The organism is Roseibium sp. (genome assembly GCF_965229775.1).
Lineage (GTDB): Bacteria > Pseudomonadota > Alphaproteobacteria > Rhizobiales > Stappiaceae > Roseibium.
Genome location: NZ_OZ245929.1, coordinates 2,290,441 through 2,307,653, shown reverse-complemented (window position 1 = coordinate 2,307,653; position 17,213 = coordinate 2,290,441). Strand labels below are relative to the sequence as shown.

Here is a 17,213-nt window from a genome sequence, read left to right as displayed (position 1 = left end):
ATTGTGAAGACCTGGCCTAACCTTCCAGCGGTTCCTGCGGATCTGCCAGTGTGTCACCGGACCTGGCCTGGCTGTTTTCAGGCTGTCCCGATCCGGGTTTCTTGGTCCGTCGGCGCAACTCCTGGGGCCGGGCTTCAGCCCGTTTGCGGCGGATCTTGAGACGCTTGATCCGTCTCGGATCGGCATCCATGACTTCAAACTCGAAACCCGGCACTTCGTCCGGGACATACAAAAGTTCACCGCGAACCGGCACACGTCCGACCGACACGTAAAGAAGTCCGCCGAGCGTATCGACGTCTTCAGAGATTTCGCCGCCCGACAATTTTGTTCCGAGAACTTCGTCGAGGTCTTCCAACGGCAGCCGCGGATCAGCTATCCAGACCCCCTCGCCCGCAGACGCGAGCATGGCCTCTTCGTCTTCATCGTGCTCGTCCTCGATGTCGCCGACAACCTCTTCAACCAGATCCTCGAGCGAAACGAGGCCGTCGGTCCCGCCATACTCGTCAATCACGACAGCCATCTGGATACGGCCGGCCTGCATCTTTGCCATGAGATCCGTCGCCGGCATGGACGGCGGCACGAAAAGCAGGTTCCGCAAAAGATCCGTTTCCTTCAACGTGACCGAAAGATCCACGCTGGAGAGATCCAGATCGGGTGTGTTGTGTCCCTTGCGGGCTGTTGCGGCGTGCAGGGCGTCATTTTTCTCGTCTGCGGTATCAGCATTTTCCACAGTGGTTGTATTTTCGCGCTTTGCACCTCGCTCCGCGATGAAGGCCATGAGATCCTTGATGTGGACCATGCCGCGCGGGTCGTCGAGCGTATCCTCGTAGACGGGCATGCGGGAATGACCGCTCTTCTGGAACAATTCCATCAAACGGCTCAGGCTGGTGTCCAGGTCAACCGCGTCAATGTCGGCACGCGGGATCATCACGTCATCCACACGCAACTCGCGCAGGCGCAGGATGTTGCCAAGCAGCAAACGTTCCTCTGGAGAAAAAGCCGTATCGCCGCTGCCGTCGCGCGCGAGTTCGTCTTCCAGATTTTCGCGCAGGCTCGATGACTGGCGCCCCAAGCGCAAGATGCGTTTGAGATTTTCGAGAAAGGCCGCAGTACGCTGCGGCTTCGTCTGTTGCGGATCTTCTCCGTCGGAAGATTGCCCGGCATTCGCGGTCGTGGACTCGCCCTCCGGACTTTGCGGTTCAACTGCGCTCATCATTTATCAATACAAGAACTTTGTGCCCCATGATGCCACCTAATTGCCGTCAACCACAAGAGGACTGCCAGCGTAAGGATCATCAATGCCTAACGATGCAAGTATGGTTTTCTCAAGACCTTCCATCAACTCGGCCTCTTCGTCTGTCTGATGATCATAGTCGAAAAGGTGTAGCAAACCATGAACAGTGAGATGGGAAAGATGATCGGAGAAATCAACTCCCATATCGCGCGCCTCGCGCTCTATCGTTTCAAAGCCGAAGACGATATCGCCCAGAAGCGGGCCATAGACGTCATCGACCGGATCGCTTCCGGGAAAAGACAGAACGTTCGTCGGTTTGTCCTTGTCTCTCCATTGGCCGTTCAGTTTGCGGATGGCGTCATCGTCCGTGAACAGCAGCGAAACCTCGCTGTTGTCCGTGACCTGCAATCCGCCCGTCGTCAGGGTTGCCCGAATTGCCGCGTCGGCAAGATGGATCAGATCCTTCTCACCCGGCCAGCTACCGGCTTCCAGGTTGACGTCGATCACGAATCCGTCCGGGAGAGCAGAGGTCATTTGCTGCCGTTTCAGGACGTTGCCGCCTTGCGGGGACCTGCGGCGGGTTCCTCGCGCTGTCGCTCGGCATACCGCCGCTCACGTGCTTCGGATTCCTCACGCGACGCGTTGTCGTAGGCGGTCACGATCCGTCCGACGAGTTCGTGACGCACAACATCCGTCTCATTGAAGCGAACATGGGCAACGGCCGGAATGTCGGTCAGCAGGCCCAGCGCTTCACGCAATCCAGACTTCTGCCCTGCGGGGAGATCGATCTGGCTCGGGTCGCCGGTGACGATCATCTTCGACCCCTCGCCGAGACGCGTCAGAAACATCTTCATCTGCATCGACGTGGTGTTCTGCGCTTCGTCGAGGAGAACGACGGCGTTCGACAATGTCCGCCCGCGCATGAAAGCCAGCGGTGCGACTTCGATCATCCCCGACTGAAGCCCGCGGTCGACCTTCTCCGCGGGCATCATTTCATAAAGCGCATCGTAGATCGGTCGCAGGTAGGGATCGACCTTGTCCTTCATTTCGCCGGGCAGGAACCCGAGGCGTTCGCCGGCTTCGACCGCAGGGCGGGACAGGATCAGGCGTGCGACGTCACCGCGCTCCAGCAGAGCGGCGGCATAGGCGACGGCCAGAAAGGTCTTACCCGTACCGGCCGGACCGGTGCCGAAAATCAGATCCGCCCGGTCCATCGAACGGATATAGGCGTCCTGTGTCGGCGTGCGCGCGACGATCGTCTTGCGGCGCGTGGCGATCTGCGCAAAGGCCAGCCGGGATTTCGGCTCAAGGGTCGGCAAGGGCAACTGCGCTTCGGCAGCAGCGGCCATGCGCAGCGCGCCGTCCACGTCACCCGGGTGAACTTCCTGTCCCTGCAACAGCCGCTGATACAGCGCTTCCAGCGCATTTCTTGCCTGCGAGCACCCCGCCTGCGAGCCTTTCAGGGTCACCTGATTGCCCCTGGCAATGGCGTCGACCCCGAGCCGCTGCTCGATCAAGGCAAGGTTCTGGTCGAACTGGCCGAAGAGATCACCGATCAAACGGTTGTCTTCAAACGCAAGGACGACATGGGTTGCATCGGATGCCGAGGCAGCTGCTTGATCAGACTGTTTGCGTGAGGAAGAAGAACTCTCGCGCGTCAAATGACGTCTCCTTTAAGCCGTAGCGGCCGTGACCGTCTCTGCATTTTCACGACCATTGTGCCCGTCAATCAATTGCCCGAACAGCGAATTAGAGCCGATCTTGACGATTTCCACCGCTTGTATGCTGCCGATGAGAGCTTCGGGCGCGTCCAGTTGCACCGGCTGCAGCCAGGGCGACTTGCCCACAAGCTGGCCCTCATTGCGGCCCGTTTTCTCCAGAAGAACGTCACAGACCATTCCGAGCCTGGATTCGTTGAAGGCTTTCTGCTGGGCGCTGACCAGCGCCTGAAGCTCGGCAAGCCGTGCGGACTTGACCTCCTCCGGAACCTGGTTCTCCATCGTCGCGCCGGGGGTGCCCGGACGCTGACTGTATTTGAAGGAGAAGGCCGATCCGTATCCGACACGCCGGATCAGGTCCATGGTGTCCTCGAAATCCCGATCCGTCTCGTCCGGGAAACCGACGATGAAGTCTCCCGACAGGGCGATTTCCGGAGACGCGTCGCGGATCCGGTCAATCAGACGGAAATACTCGTCCCTGGTGTGGCGGCGATTCATGGCTTTCAAGATCTTGTCGGACCCCGATTGCACCGGAAGATGCAGGTACGGCATCAGGCTCTTCAGGTCCCGGTGCGCCCCGATCAGGTCGTCATCCATGTCGCGCGGATGGCTGGTGGTGTACCGGAGCCGGTCCAATCCGTCGATTTCCGAGAGCCGGCGCAGGAGCCGGCCAAGACCCCAGCTCGCCCCGTCCGCCGCTTCGCCGTGATAGGCGTTGACATTCTGTCCCAGCAGCGTGACTTCGCGAACGCCAGCTGCAGCCATGCGCTCGGCCTCCGACACGATCTGCTCGACCGGGCGCGAAACCTCCGCTCCGCGGGTATAGGGCACCACACAGAAGGTGCAGAACTTGTCGCAACCTTCCTGAACCGTCAGGAAGGCCGACGGCGCACGTTTGAGAACCCGGGTTTGCGCGCGTTCGGACAGATGGCCGAACTTCGCATCAATGTCGAATTCCGTTTCGACAACCTTCGTACCCTTCCGGGCCTTGTCCAGAAGACCGGGCAACTGGTGATAGCTCTGCGGGCCAACCACCAGATCGACGATCGGAGCGCGCCGGGAAATCTCCTCGCCTTCCGCCTGTGCGACACAGCCGGCAACCCCGACCATCATGTCCTTGCCGGACTTTGCGCGCGCTTCCTTGACCTTTCGGATACGACCGAGTTCGGAATAGACCTTTTCGGCAGCCTTTTCGCGAATGTGGCAGGTGTTGAGGATTACCAGATCGGCATCCTCGAGCGTGCTCGTCGCCTCGTATCCCTCAGGTCCCAGCACATCGGTCATGCGCTCGCTGTCATAGACATTCATCTGGCAGCCATAGGTGCGCACGAACACCTTGCGGGCGGCGGCGCCTGCAGATGGTCCGGCATCCTTGTCGGAAACGGCAGTTCCGGTCGTTTCCTGATCTTGTTCAGGGCGGCTTGTCATTCGCTTCTCGTCGCCTCGTTCACGCGGCAGATATGTCCAGGTGGTCTTTTGTCCGGGTCTGTTACCCAGCCGCGCGCCAGCTTAACGGAGCTCACGCGGCCATGACAGGACCGCCGTATAGCGGCATTCAATTTCCGGCGCCAGCTTTATCGGCTTTTTCGTCGTTTGAGAAGGATGCGGGCTCGTCGCCCCCCACCTGCTCCGGCCGCTCGACCGGCTTCTGCAGCAGCGAGGCGATCGTGAGCGCGCGCACCTCATGCTCCAGACGCCTGGTCAGGGCCTTGCGATCCGTCGTCCTGTCAACGAGCACGGGCTCGCCCCACGTTACAATGACGTCCAGTGCACCGCGGGTAAAAATACCCCACAAATGACCGGGCAACTCCATGTCGCCATACCAGGCGACATGGGGGCGATGGGCGCGTCCCATGGGAAGACCGTAGAACCCCTGATAGGCGACGGACAGCGGCTGGACCCAGACGGTTGCTCCGCCGTCGTCGCCAATTGCGCGCGTGGCTGCGCCCAGCAGCGCAGAGCGGAACGGCAAGACACAGTTGCCGTCGTTCGACGTGCCTTCCGCGAACAGCACCATGACGTCACCCGCGGCCATGCGCTCTGCAATCTCGTCCGCGGCCTGCCCCGTCTCCGTGCGCCGTGTCCGGTTAACGAACACGGTGCGCTGCAGCCTGGCCAGCAGGCCGAAGACCGGCCAGCCGGAGACCTCGGACTTGGCGATGAAGGAAAGCGGAATGAGCGAGCCCAGCACGGTGATGTCGACCCAGGATGCGTGATTTGCCGCGATGAGCAGCGGCCTGTCCCGGGCCGGGTGCCCGATCTGGACGACCTTGATGCCGACGAGGCGCGTCGCGATCCTGTGCCAGATCTTCGGCAGGATCTCCCGGCTGCGGAGACCGAATTTCATCGACAGCCACTGAAGCGGTATCAGGACAAGCGAAACAAGCGTGAGAACAGCAATGATGCAGACGGCCTTGACCTCAGCCATCGCCGGTTTCATCCCGGGATCGCTCCAGCGGAACGCCGTAGAGTTCAAGACGGTGATCGACCAGCTTGTATCCGAGCTTCCTGGCGATGAATTCCTGCAAGGCCTCAATTTCCTCGTTCCGGAACTCGATAACCTGGCCGCTGCGCAGATCGATCAGGTGGTCATGATGCTCGTCGGGGACCGTTTCATAGCGTGAACGGCCGTCCCTGAAATCGTGGCGCTCGATCATGCCGGCGTCCTCGAACAGCTTGACGGTGCGATACACGGTGGAAATGGAAATGCCGGGGTCAATCGCGACAGAGCGGCGGTAGAGTTCCTCGACGTCCGGATGTTCCTCGGACGCTGCCTCAATCACCGTTGCGATCACGCGGCGCTGTTCGGTCATGCGCATGCCCTTTGCAACACACATTTCCGCCAGCGTTGTTTGCCGCTCGTCCGTCATTTGGTCGCCGCCTGATGATTGATCGGATTTTTCGTAGCACAGCGCTTAACGAAGATCGATCCGCATGACAAGCGCTGTCCCGTCGCCTTCGCTGTCGCCGTAGTATCCCTTTCGCCGGGCCACCTCACGGAATCCCAGGCCCTTGTAGAGCAGTAGCGCGGACTCGTTGGAGGCGTCGACTTCCAGAAACAGGTGACTGCACCTGTCCGCGTAGAGGCGGAACAGGCCGGCTTCCATCAGCTTCTTGCCGATCCCCCGGCCGCGCTGGCGCGGATGAACGGCAACGGTGATCACTTCCGCCTCGTCCGCCGCCGTGCGCAAGATAAGAAAGCCGAGCGGCGCGCGCGTTCCATAGGGGCTGGCACGACGGGCGACGAGCATGGTGACTCCGGCCTGCGCCTTCATCCGGGCGAGTTCCTCGGCATTCCATTTGTTCGGAAATGAAGCTGCGTGGATTTCGGCAATCTTCGGCAGATCTTCGTCCAGCGCCACTTCCACGACCGGCGGCTGGGTCCAGAACCACCAGAAACTCATTGCCGTTCAATCCTTCCCCTGGTCTGCGGTGTCGCATCGGGTGGCCGCAGGTAAAGCGGCGATGGTGAAGCCGTGACCGGATCGGCCAGAAGTCCGAGTTCCGCAACATCCCGAATTCCGGGAAACCCCGCCCGGGAGATGATCTGCTCGCCCGGCAGGTCCAGCTCCGACGCAACCCGTTCTGCAGCCGAGCCCGCCAACCTTATGCATTTCGGCATGGAAGCCGCAAGATCGGAGATTGTGCGAACCGACGCCTCGCCGGTTTTCGTGCCGGACGCATCGAATTCCTGGCAATAGACTTCGTTACCCTTTCCGGTGAGTGCGACCAGAAGCGGTGCGCCTCCATCCATTGGAGCGGATGCGCGGGCAATGGCGGCCAGCGTCGTGATTCCAACGACCGGCTTGCCCAGAACGAGACCGAAACCGCGCGCCACGGCGAGGCCGACACGGAGACCCGTGAAGCTTCCCGGGCCGATTGTCACGACGACCCGGTCGAGATCGGAAAAAGCGGTGGATGTCTCCGCCATGACCTCGCCGATCATGTCCATCAGCCGCTCCGCGTGACCCCGGCCGATTTCCTCGCCAAAGGCCTCGAAGCAGCCGCTCTCGGTGCCGTCGTCGAGAACCGCGGCAGCGCAATTGGCCAGAGCTGTGTCGATCGCAAGTACACGCATGTCAATGCACCTACCCCGCCCCACTGCCGGTGTCGAGCCGAGCTTTGGACCTAATCCCAATTGCGGGCTTGCGTTGCGCTGTGAATGCTGAAACACAAACGAAAAACCCGGCTGAAAAGCCGGGTCTTTGAAAACATGGGGAAAATCGGATCAGATCGGCCGAACTTCCTCAACTTCCGGCACGAAATGGCGAAGCAGGTTCTGAATCCCGTGCTGAAGTGTTGCGGTCGAGGACGGGCAGCCGGCGCATGCGCCGCGCATGGACAGATAGACGATGCCTTCCTTGAAGCCCTTGAAGGTGATGTCACCACCATCCTGCGCCACCGCCGGACGGACACGCGTTTCCAGCAGTTCCTTGATCGTTTTCACCGTATCCTCGGTGCCTTCATCAAAGAATTCGCCTTCCTCGATGTCCTCGACCTGACCTGCCGCCATGACCGGCTGACCCGACATGAACTGCTCCATGATGACCCCGAGAATTGCAGGTTTCATGTGTTGCCAGTCCGTGTCGTCCTTGGTCACGGTCACGAAGTCGTGGCCGAAGAAGACCGCGGCCACGCCGGGAACATCGAACAGCCTTTCGGCAAGCGGGGATGCGCCGGCATCCGCCTTGGACCTGAAATCGTAGGTTCCTTCCTGCAGGACAACGCGGCCCGGAAGGAATTTGAGCGTGGCCGGATTCGGCGTCGCTTCGGTTTGAATGAACATTTTTCTTGTCCTTGCGTTTGAACAACGCGTCCGTTTCGACAGGTGTGCTGCGCCTCAACCTCATCGCAAAACACCGATGGATTCTTTTAACCCATCCCGCAGCAGTTTGGAATAGTTAAAAACTAGATAGGTCTTCAACGCGCGTGATCAAGTTCCAGCGGCACTTTTACCGCCGGCCGGCTCCGGTCAGGCGAGTGCCGCGATCGAGTCGTCGTCCAGGTTCCCCGGAACGATCGTCACCGGGATCGGAAAGGTGCCCGCCGACTTGCCCGCAATGGAAGAGACCAGCGGTCCCGGTCCTTCCGAACCCGTACTCGCGGCCAGCACGAGAATTGCGATATCCGCATCGGCTTCGATCAATTCCAGGATCTCTTCGGACTTGGAGCCCTCCCGAACGACCGTCTCCGGTTCCGTTCTTGCCACCGACCGCACCCGCTCCGCCGTTTTCGCGAGTGTCGCTTCGGCTTCCTCCAGCGCTTCGGCGCGCATGATGTCTTCAACGCCGAGCCAGTGCTGGAAATCACCGGGCGCGATCACGAAACAAAGCGTCACGACACCGCCGGTGCGCGCCGCCCGTTTCGCCGCATAGACAATTGCCCTGTCGCACTCGGGCGTTTCGTCGACCACGACCAGAAATTTCCGGCGATGGCCTTCCTCGTTGCTTTTGCGAATAGCTACCATGGCTGCATGCTGCCATTCGCGCGCGCGCATCGCAAGCGGCGAAATGGCCGCCTGCGAGCGATGTCCGATTAAAGGATGAACTTCGAGAGGTCGACGTTCTTGGCAAGGTCGCCGATATTCTCCTTCACGAAATCAGCGCTGATCTCAACAACTTCGCCCGAGCGATCCGGTGCGGTGAAGGAGATCTCGTCAAGAATGCGCTCCATGACGGTCTGGAGGCGACGGGCACCGATGTTTTCAACAGACGCATTGAGATCAACGGCAACGGATGCAATTTCGTCAATGGCGTCCTCTGTGAAGGCGAGCGTGACCTCTTCGGTTTCCATGAGGGCGACATACTGCTTGATCAGGCTGGCCTCGGGCTCCGTCAGGATCGCCTTGAAATCATCCTTGTTCAGCGCCCTGAGTTCGACGCGGATCGGAAGACGGCCCTGCAATTCGGGCAGCAGGTCGGACGGCTTTGCAACATGGAACGCGCCGGAGGCGATGAAGAGGATATGGTCCGTCTTGACCGGGCCGTGTTTCGTGGACACCACGGTACCCTCGATCAGCGGCAACAAGTCCCGCTGCACGCCCTCGCGCGAAACGTCCGCCCCGGCCCTGCCTTCGCGTGCGCAGATCTTGTCGATCTCGTCCAGGAAGACGATGCCCGAGTTTTCGACCAGCGCGATCGCTTCTTCGACAACCTTATCTTCGTCAAGAAGCTTGTCCGATTCCTCGTTGATCAGCAGCTGATAGCTGTCGCTCACGGTCGTCCGCTTGGTCTTCGTCTGGCCGCCGAAGGCCTTGCCGAGAAGATCGGACATGTTCATGACGCCGACACTGGCGCCCGGCATGCCCGGCAGATCGAAACTCGGCATCTGCGCCTGGGCGCGGACCTCAACCTCGATCTCCTTTTCATCCATCTCGCCGTCACGCAATTTCGTGCGGAAGCTCTCGCGGGTCGCCGGGCTCGCATTCGCTCCGACAAGTGCATCGAGAACGCGCTCTTCGGCCAGGACATGGGCCTTTGCCTTGACTTCCTCGCGCTTCTTGTCGCGGATCAGGGTAATGCCGGCTTCGACAAGATCGCGAACAATCTGCTCGACGTCGCGGCCGACATAGCCGACCTCGGTGAACTTGGTTGCCTCGACCTTGGTAAAAGGCGCATTCGCCAGCTTTGCAAGACGGCGGGATATTTCCGTTTTGCCGACACCGGTCGGGCCAATCATGAGGATGTTCTTGGGAAGGACCTCCTCGCGCATCTGTCCTTGCAGCTGCTGACGGCGCCAGCGGTTGCGCAGGGCAATCGCCACGGCGCGCTTGGCGTCCTTCTGGCCAACAATATAGCGATCGAGTTCCGAAACGATCTCACGTGGGGAAAAATCCGTCATGTCTTATGACTTGCCTTCCGTGTTCTTGAATTCCATTAGCAAGCAGTCGTCCGTTTTTCCGACAAGTTCGGGGATCACCTCAAACCCGGCCTTGCGGTAACACCTGACTGCACGTTCGTTCTGCGGGTCCGGATCGATCAGGATCCGGCCGTACCCTTCTTCAAGGAGCATCCGGACAAAGGCCCGGAGCGCCTCCGTTCCCAGTCCGGCCGACAGATCCTCCTGCAATCCGATCGACAGATCCACACCGACGGCCTCCTCAGGCAACAGGGACAACCAGGGATAATCAGCGGCGTAGTCCGTTTTCTGCTGGTCTCCGATGAACCAGACCTGAATGTATCCCTTGTCGCTGCCGTCCTTCTGAAAGATGAAGGGGCGTGTCGTGTCGCGTCCCTGCACCATGTCCTCGATGTAGCCGAGCTCCGTTTGCGGATCGCCCCACCACTTGCGCCAATGCGGCTTTTCGAGCCAATGAGCCAGCAGGGCAAGATCTTCTTCCTGGACGGGGCGGAACGAGATCACGGCGATTTACCCGGCCGTGTCGAGCGTTTCTACCGTGACACTTTCGTTCGTGTAGACGCAGATCTCGGCGGCCACCGCCATCGCCTTGCGAGCGATCGTCTCCGCATCGTAGTCGGTGTCGACCAGCGCCCGGCCCGCGGCCAGGGCATAGTTGCCGCCGGACCCGATGCCCATGACGCCGCCTTCCGGCTCCAGGACGTCGCCGGTCCCGGTCAGGACCAGGGACACGTTCTTGTCGGCAACCAGCATCATCGCTTCAAGACGGCGCAGGTACCGGTCCGTGCGCCAGTCCTTGGCGAGTTCGACACAGGCCCGCATCAGCTGGCCCGGGTACTGCTCCAGTTTCGCTTCCAGGCGCTCGAACAGGGTGAAGGCATCCGCGGTCGCACCTGCAAATCCGGCAATCACCTCGCCCTTTGCGAGCAGCCGTACCTTGCGTGCGGAATGCTTGATCACCGTCTGACCAAGGGAGACCTGGCCATCACCGGCAATAACCACCTTGCCGTCCTTGCGCACCATCATGATCGTCGTCCCGTGCCATTGGGCCGGTTCGCGCGTTTCGCTCATTCATTCCTCTTGGGTTCATTAAGCTTCTTGGTATTTCAATGCTGCCGCCCTATGTAGGCGGCCTTCGCGGCTTTTCCAAGAAATCAATTCGGTTCACCGGATCGAGGCGCCCGTCCGGACGGCTTCAATGCGAATGCGAGATCTCGATTTTCGTCATTCTCAAGAGAGCTTCGACAAGCTTGTCGAGTTGGCCGCTTATCCGATCCTCGATCAGGTCGTCCTTGTCGTCAAAGGCCGCAGTCACCTTGGGCACGGATACCATCTGCGGAAGCACAAGAGCCCCGAGCCCAACTTCCAGGATGGTCCGCATCGCGATGAGCCCACGCAGACCTCCGAACCCTCCGGGGGATGCGGCACCGAGGGCGAATACCTTGTTCCGGTAGGCCTCGCCCGGTTCCTTGACGCGGCTGATCCAGTCAAGCGTGTTCTTCAGGAGCGGCGTGATACCGGCATTGTATTCCGGACAGGCCAGGAATACGCCGTCATGACCGGCGAAAAGCCGATGCAGGCGCCTGGCATTTTCCGGCACGCCGTTTTCCGCTTCATGATCACCATCATAGATCGGCAGCGGGTAATCCTTCAGCGAAAGATGTGTCACATCCGCGTCGAGGATCGACAGCCGCTTGGCCACAAGGGCCGCAAGTTTCGCGTTGTGGGACCCGCCCCGCACCGAACCTGAACAGACGATAATCTTCGGATTGCGCATCAAGAGACCCTTTTCGAACAAGAGTGGCCAAGGAGATCACCTTGATATGGCAAACAGGGAGAGCTTATCCAGTCCTTCCGTCCGGAAACGGCAGGCACGGTCCGCGCCGCGCCCGTCAAGCGCAGGGTTCAGAACAGGCTCGCGATGAAGCCCGGGATAGACTTGACGGCGTAGGACCAGTCGTCCTTGCGCCATTTGGACATCTCGTAGACCGAATCGCCAAGATCCTCGCCCATTTCGGCAAACAGCTTCGTCGGTCCCTGTTTCATGCGGTCGACAAGACGGCTCAGGCGGGCCATGTCGATGTTGCCGGTCTGGATGAGGTGGACGGTCCCGAGGACCAGCGTCGTCATGCTGTCGACGCCCGACGCACCGAGACCGATCGGATCGCAGGCGCGAATGACCTGGAAGACCTTGCTGTTCTTGGCGGCTCCGGGGGCGATCGCCTCGACAAGGCTCTGCAGCCCTTCGACCATGCCGGCCCAGGGAATCGCCTTGCCCATGTAATACTTGTAGAGTTCGGAGGTGCCATAGAGGTAATCCCCCTGCTCGAACTTGTCGGCAACCTCGATCATCGTGATGACGTGTCCGGCTGCACCGGCTTTCCCGCCGAGCGTTCCAAGGAAACGGCCGAATTTGGATGTGGGTTTGCCGATGACATCGAGGGCGCCGAATTGCCGCCCCCTCATTCCCGCGATGGTCTTCATAACGTCGCGGGCTTCGTCGACAGAGAACCCCCATTTGCGCAACTGAGCCCAGGCGGCAATCACCTTTCGCGCATCGTCGGCCCGTCCGATCGTGCCGAGGAACTTCTTCATGTTGGGAATGCTCTTGTCGATGAGTTCCCTGCGGAACTCGTCGAACGCGGTGCTTTCGCCGAGACTGGCCGCTTCCTTCGCCAGCAGCTTCTCGCCCGGAGACATCCGGTCATCCCGTGCGGTATCGTTTGACACCGTTGCAGGGCTGGCTTCCGGCGGGATGCACATCCGCTGCCAGACCGATGCGGAGTTCGGATCGTTCATGGCCGTTATGGTGCGCTTGCCGGGGTCGACGCGGCCATCGGGCCGACGCAGCCTCACGACACTCGCCTGGAAATCCTTGATCATGCCGATTGTTTTCGAGCCGACCTTGCCGTCAACAGCCAGTGCCTTGCGCGACGTGCCCATGAGAGCATTGAGCCTGGTCTGTATGGTCGTGACGTCCAGGTATTCATTTTTTCCGAACCGGCCCACTGAGCCGGTGATACCAATACTGGAATTGATCATATTGAAGACACCCAATCATCTAATTCAAATATCCACGGGGCCGGAGATTTATCCGAGTTTCCGCCTTGAATCTGTGATCGTTGTCACCGGAATCCCTGCGCAACGCAGGAAACCGCGTGTCAATTCGTGAACTGACCGAAAAATCCGGGCCGGACGGGTTTCGCAATCCCCTGGTCGCTCGACCTGCAATCCGGCACGGAACCACTGGAGAGCCGCGCCGGAGCGGGGCCTGTCCCGCCTAGTGGCCCTTCCTGTAAACCCAGACGCGTGCGGGCGGCAGGTTTTTCCAGACCCATTCCGAGGTATGCACGGAGACCGCATGGCTGTCCGGTGTCACCGGCATGACCAGGCCGTAAGAAAACTGAATGAAGGGTGCGCCCGGTTTCAGCAGGGTGAGTGCCTCGTTCAGCAGTTTCCGTCGCACGGCCTCCGGACGGGTGAGCAGGGGAAGCGAGGACACGATGCCGTCGAGGGTGTGAGCCGTCTGTTTTTCGCCGGACAGAAATCCTCCGGCAGACCGGAGCGTTTGCTCGAGCGCGTAGGCGTCGCCCTGCAACACCGGCAGGCCCGGATATCTGAGACTCAGCATTTCACAGAAGTTGGCGCTGTATTCGATGAGGTTCAGCTGGCCGTGCGAAAACCCGCGTTCGAACAGCGCCCTGGTCACCGCCCCGGTTCCAGGGCCGAGTTCGACGACACGTGAATGCGGACGGGGCGTCAGGTAGGACGCCATTTTCGCGGCAAGGTCGGGACCGGAGGGGGCAACGGCCCCGGTTCTCAGCGGATTCTGGGCCCAGGACCGTATGAATTTCATTTCATCGAGAACCTTGGCCCGGACGGCTGCAGCCTTGTCCAGCTTCTCGCGAAGACGCTCAACATGAATACTGTTGCGTTTCAGCATGTTACCTCACCTGTCCCCAGAATCGGAATATAGAGCCGCCGTTAGGGAATTGCCATAGACAGGTGCACCGAATGCGTCGATTACGTCCCCAGATTATCGATGAAGTCTTTCACCTTGGAGAAAAATCCGGCTGATTCCGGGTGGTTTTCGCCGGAAGATTCCTTTTCGAATTCCGCGAGAAGTTCCCTTTGCCGGCGGGTCAGGTTTGTCGGCGTCTCGACCGTCACCTGAATATACATGTCGCCGTGCTGGCTGGACCGCATCACCGGCATGCCCTTGCCGCGCAGGCGGAACTGTTTTCCGGTCTGCGTGCCTTCGGGAACCTTCACCCGGCTCGTGCTGCCCTGCACGGTGGGTACGTCGAACTGGCCGCCGAGCGTTGCCGTCGACATGGAGATCGGGACGCGGCAATAAAGATCCGCCCCGTCGCGCTGGAACAGGTCATGCGGCCTGATCGACAGGAAGATGTAGAGATCGCCAGCGGGACCGCCGCGCACGCCAGCTTCGCCCTCGCCCGCGAGACGGATGCGGGTGCCGTCCTCGATGCCGGCGGGAATGTTCACCGACAGGGTTCGCTCCTGGGTTTTCCGGCCGCTCCCGCCACAGCTTTCGCAAGGATCGGTGATGACCTGTCCCTTGCCCTGACAACTCGGACAGGTGCGCTCCAGCGTGAAGAACCCCTGCGCCGCGCGCACACGGCCGGAGCCACCGCAGGTCCGGCAGGTCGTCGGGCTCGTGCCCGGCTTGGCTCCGGAGCCGGTGCAGGTGTCGCAGGTGACACTCGTCGGCACCTCGATCTCGACCGTCTTTCCGGTAAAGGCGTCTTCCAGGGTGATGTCCAGGTTGTAGCGAAGGTCGGCACCGCGTTCGCGTCCGCCGGACCGGCGGCCGCCCCCCATACCGAAAAATTCCTCGAAGATATCGGACATGGTGGAGGAGAAATCATGAGCGCCGGCGCCACCGCCGCCGCCAAATCCGCCGTTTTCGAAAGCGGCATGACCGAACCGGTCATATGCGGCGCGTTTCTGACCGTCCTTCAGGGTGTCATAAGCTTCGTTGACTTCCTTGAACCTGGCTTCGGCCTCGCCATCGCCGGGGTTCCTGTCGGGGTGATACTGCATTGCCATCTTGCGGTAAGCGCTCTTCAGCGCCTTTTCGTCCGCGTCGCGTGATACGCCCAGCACCTCATAGAAATCACGTTTGGACATCAAGATCTCTCGGTCTTGTTGTTGCGCCGACGGCAGCCAGGATCATTCCGGCGCCAATCACGGCGAAAGCGCCGGACACGAGCGTCCGTCATATCGGACAGACCTGCGGCCGGCGCCAAAATTGAACAGCCAGCCGGATGACCGGCTGGCTGCGTTTCGTGGTTTAGGCGGACTTCTTGTCGTCTTCGTCTTTGACTTCTTCGAAATCCGCGTCGACAACGTCATCTTCGGCTTCGGAGGCTGCTTCCTCGCTGCCGCCTTCTTCCGCCTCGGCGTCCGCCTGAGCGGCCTGATACATGGCTTCGCCCAGCTTCATGGAAGCCTCGGCGAGCGCCTGCGTCTTGGCCTTGATGTCTTCAAGGTCTTCGCCTTCAAGCGCGGTCTTCAGGGCCGCCAGAGCGCTTTCGATCGCGGACTTGTCGTCTTCGGAAACCTTGTCGCCGTAATCCTTGAGCGACTTCTCCGTGGAGTGCACGAGAGACTCGCCCTGGTTCTTGGCTTCAACCAGTTCCTTGCGCTTCTTGTCCTCGTCCGCGTGCGATTCAGCGTCCTTGATCATCTGATCGATATCGCTGTCGCTCAGACCGCCGGAGGCCTGGATGCGGATCTGCTGTTCCTTGCCGGTGCCCTTGTCCTTGGCGGACACGTTGACGATACCGTTGGCATCGATGTCGAAGGTGACCTCGATCTGCGGTACGCCGCGCGGCGCCGGGGGAAGACCGACCAGGTCGAACTGACCGAGGACCTTGTTGTCCGCCGCCATTTCACGCTCGCCCTGGAAGACCCGGATCGTCACGGCCGTCTGATTGTCTTCGGCCGTGGAGAACACCTGGCTCTTCTTGGTCGGGATCGTCGTGTTGCGGTCGATCAGTCGGGTGAAGACACCGCCAAGCGTCTCAATGCCCAGCGACAGCGGGGTCACGTCGAGAAGCAGAACGTCCTTGACGTCGCCCTGCAGAACGCCGGCCTGGATCGCCGCGCCCATGGCGACGACTTCGTCCGGGTTGACGCCCTTGTGCGGCTCCTTGCCGAAGAAAGTCTTCACGGTTTCCTGGATCTTCGGCATGCGGGTCATGCCGCCGACCAGAACCACTTCGTCGATTTCACCGGCTGCCAGGCCCGCGTCCTTCAGGGCCGCTTTCATCGGAGCGATGGTCCGCTTGACCAGATCTTCGACGAGCGACTCGAATTTCGCGCGGGTCAGCTTGAGCGTCAGGTGTTTCGGACCGGATGCATCGGCCGTGATGAACGGCAGGTTGATTTCGGTCTGGGACGAAGAGGACAGTTCGATCTTGGCCTTTTCGGCAGCTTCCTTGAGACGCTGCAGAGCCAGCTTGTCGTTTTTCAGATCGATGCCCTGGTCCTTCTTGAATTCGGCCGCGAGATAGTCGACCAGAACCATGTCGAAGTCTTCACCGCCGAGGAAGGTGTCGCCGTTGGTGGACTTCACTTCGAAGACACCGTCGCCGATCTCCAGGATGGAAACGTCGAAGGTACCACCGCCAAGGTCGTAAACCGCGATGGTCTTGCCGTCGTTCTTTTCCAGACCGTAGGCAAGTGCTGCCGCGGTCGGCTCGTTGATGATGCGCAGAACTTCAAGACCTGCGATCTTGCCGGCATCCTTGGTGGCCTGGCGCTGGGCGTCGTTGAAGTATGCCGGAACGGTGATGACCGCCTGGGTCACCGTTTCACCGAGATAGCTCTCGGCCGTTTCCTTCATCTTCTGAAGAATGAAGGCGGAGACCTGAGACGGGGAGTACTTGTCGCCGTTGGCTTCCACCCACGCGTCGCCGTTGTCGGCCTTGACGATTTCGAACGGGACAAGCTTCTTGTCCTTGTCGACCGTCGGGTCGTCGTAGCGGCGCCCGATCAGGCGCTTGACCGCAAACAGGGTGTTGGTGGGGTTCGTGACCGCCTGGCGTTTTGCCGGCTGGCCCACCAGCCGCTCACCGTCGTCGGAGAACGCAACCATCGAAGGTGTGGTGCGCGCGCCTTCAGCGTTTTCGATTACTTTGGAATCCTTGCCGTCCATGACGGCGACGCACGAGTTGGTCGTGCCGAGGTCGATACCAATGACCTTTGCCATATGTGCCTCTCTTTCTAGCAAACCGGATAGACCCATGAAGGCGTCAGTCCGGCTCCTCTCACTTGGGTTCCGGGAGGTCCCGGACGATGCGCCAGAGCGGATGCTCGGGATTTGGCGCAAAGCTTGACCGCTATATAGGTGGATGAAACATTACCTGCAAGACATG

General features: G+C 60.5%; 18 protein-coding genes. All 18 read right to left on the bottom strand.

All coding sequences use genetic code 11. From position 1 onward, the window contains the following. Positions 1–16: 16 nt before the first annotated feature. The gene (locus tag ACO07N_RS10530; protein WP_421980971.1) at positions 17–1,216 is read right to left on the bottom strand and encodes a CBS domain-containing protein; all 1,200 of its coding nucleotides are present in this window, start codon (positions 1,214–1,216) and stop codon (positions 17–19) included. A gap of 36 nt (positions 1,217–1,252) precedes the next feature. Then, positions 1,253–1,768, bottom strand: coding sequence for an rRNA maturation RNase YbeY (ybeY, locus tag ACO07N_RS10525; RefSeq protein ID WP_421980970.1), 516 nt, complete (start codon positions 1,766–1,768; stop codon positions 1,253–1,255). An 11-nt stretch (positions 1,769–1,779) separates the two neighbouring features. Then, a complete protein-coding gene (locus tag ACO07N_RS10520) occupies positions 1,780–2,895 on the bottom strand; it encodes a PhoH family protein (RefSeq protein WP_421980969.1) in 1,116 nt (371 codons plus the stop codon). A 12-nt stretch (positions 2,896–2,907) separates the two neighbouring features. Next, entirely contained in the window at positions 2,908–4,380 is a 1,473-nt protein-coding gene (gene miaB, locus ACO07N_RS10515) for a tRNA (N6-isopentenyl adenosine(37)-C2)-methylthiotransferase MiaB (protein WP_421980968.1), read from the bottom strand. Between the two features lie 127 nt (positions 4,381–4,507). After that, entirely contained in the window at positions 4,508–5,380 is an 873-nt protein-coding gene (locus ACO07N_RS10510; RefSeq protein ID WP_421980967.1) for a lysophospholipid acyltransferase family protein, read from the bottom strand. Continuing rightward, positions 5,373–5,822, bottom strand: coding sequence for a Fur family transcriptional regulator (locus ACO07N_RS10505; RefSeq protein WP_421980966.1), 450 nt, complete (start codon positions 5,820–5,822; stop codon positions 5,373–5,375). Before ACO07N_RS10505 ends, ACO07N_RS10510 begins: the two co-directional genes overlap by 8 nt. 45 nt (positions 5,823–5,867) lie before the next feature. Further along, entirely contained in the window at positions 5,868–6,356 is a 489-nt protein-coding gene (rimI, locus tag ACO07N_RS10500) for a ribosomal protein S18-alanine N-acetyltransferase (protein ID WP_421980965.1), read from the bottom strand. Beyond that, positions 6,353–7,030, bottom strand: coding sequence for a tRNA (adenosine(37)-N6)-threonylcarbamoyltransferase complex dimerization subunit type 1 TsaB (gene tsaB, locus ACO07N_RS10495; protein ID WP_421980964.1), 678 nt, complete (start codon positions 7,028–7,030; stop codon positions 6,353–6,355). The genes rimI and tsaB overlap by 4 nt, the downstream gene beginning before the upstream one ends. 150 nt (positions 7,031–7,180) lie before the next feature. Next, positions 7,181–7,738, bottom strand: coding sequence for a NifU family protein (locus ACO07N_RS10490; protein ID WP_306142577.1), 558 nt, complete (start codon positions 7,736–7,738; stop codon positions 7,181–7,183). A gap of 186 nt (positions 7,739–7,924) precedes the next feature. Continuing rightward, on the bottom strand, positions 7,925–8,419 hold the full coding sequence (locus ACO07N_RS10485) for a universal stress protein (protein WP_306142578.1): 495 nt from the start codon (positions 8,417–8,419) through the stop codon (positions 7,925–7,927). A gap of 68 nt (positions 8,420–8,487) precedes the next feature. Continuing rightward, on the bottom strand, positions 8,488–9,792 hold the full coding sequence (gene hslU / locus ACO07N_RS10480; protein WP_421980963.1) for an ATP-dependent protease ATPase subunit HslU: 1,305 nt from the start codon (positions 9,790–9,792) through the stop codon (positions 8,488–8,490). A gap of 3 nt (positions 9,793–9,795) precedes the next feature. After that, positions 9,796–10,314 (bottom strand): GNAT family N-acetyltransferase, encoded by a 519-nt coding sequence (locus tag ACO07N_RS10475; RefSeq protein WP_421980962.1) that lies wholly within the window; start codon positions 10,312–10,314, stop codon positions 9,796–9,798. A gap of 6 nt (positions 10,315–10,320) precedes the next feature. Then, positions 10,321–10,881, bottom strand: a complete 561-nt coding sequence (gene hslV, locus ACO07N_RS10470; protein ID WP_421980961.1) for an ATP-dependent protease subunit HslV — start codon at positions 10,879–10,881, stop codon at positions 10,321–10,323. 124 nt (positions 10,882–11,005) lie between these two features. Beyond that, positions 11,006–11,587: an NADPH-dependent FMN reductase gene (locus ACO07N_RS10465; RefSeq protein ID WP_421980960.1), complete on the bottom strand. Its 582-nt coding sequence runs from the start codon at positions 11,585–11,587 to the stop codon at positions 11,006–11,008. Positions 11,588–11,715: 128 nt separating this feature from the next. Beyond that, positions 11,716–12,852 carry a peptidoglycan-binding domain-containing protein gene (locus ACO07N_RS10460; RefSeq protein WP_421980959.1) on the bottom strand — a complete coding sequence of 379 codons (1,137 nt, stop codon included), beginning with the start codon at positions 12,850–12,852 and terminating at the stop codon, positions 11,716–11,718. Positions 12,853–13,090: 238 nt separating this feature from the next. Continuing rightward, positions 13,091–13,753: a class I SAM-dependent methyltransferase gene (locus tag ACO07N_RS10455; RefSeq protein ID WP_421980958.1), complete on the bottom strand. Its 663-nt coding sequence runs from the start codon at positions 13,751–13,753 to the stop codon at positions 13,091–13,093. 80 nt (positions 13,754–13,833) lie between these two features. Continuing rightward, positions 13,834–14,961: a molecular chaperone DnaJ gene (dnaJ, locus tag ACO07N_RS10450; protein ID WP_421980957.1), complete on the bottom strand. Its 1,128-nt coding sequence runs from the start codon at positions 14,959–14,961 to the stop codon at positions 13,834–13,836. Positions 14,962–15,124: 163 nt separating this feature from the next. After that, positions 15,125–17,047: a molecular chaperone DnaK gene (gene dnaK, locus ACO07N_RS10445; RefSeq protein ID WP_421980956.1), complete on the bottom strand. Its 1,923-nt coding sequence runs from the start codon at positions 17,045–17,047 to the stop codon at positions 15,125–15,127. Positions 17,048–17,213: the final 166 nt, after the last annotated feature.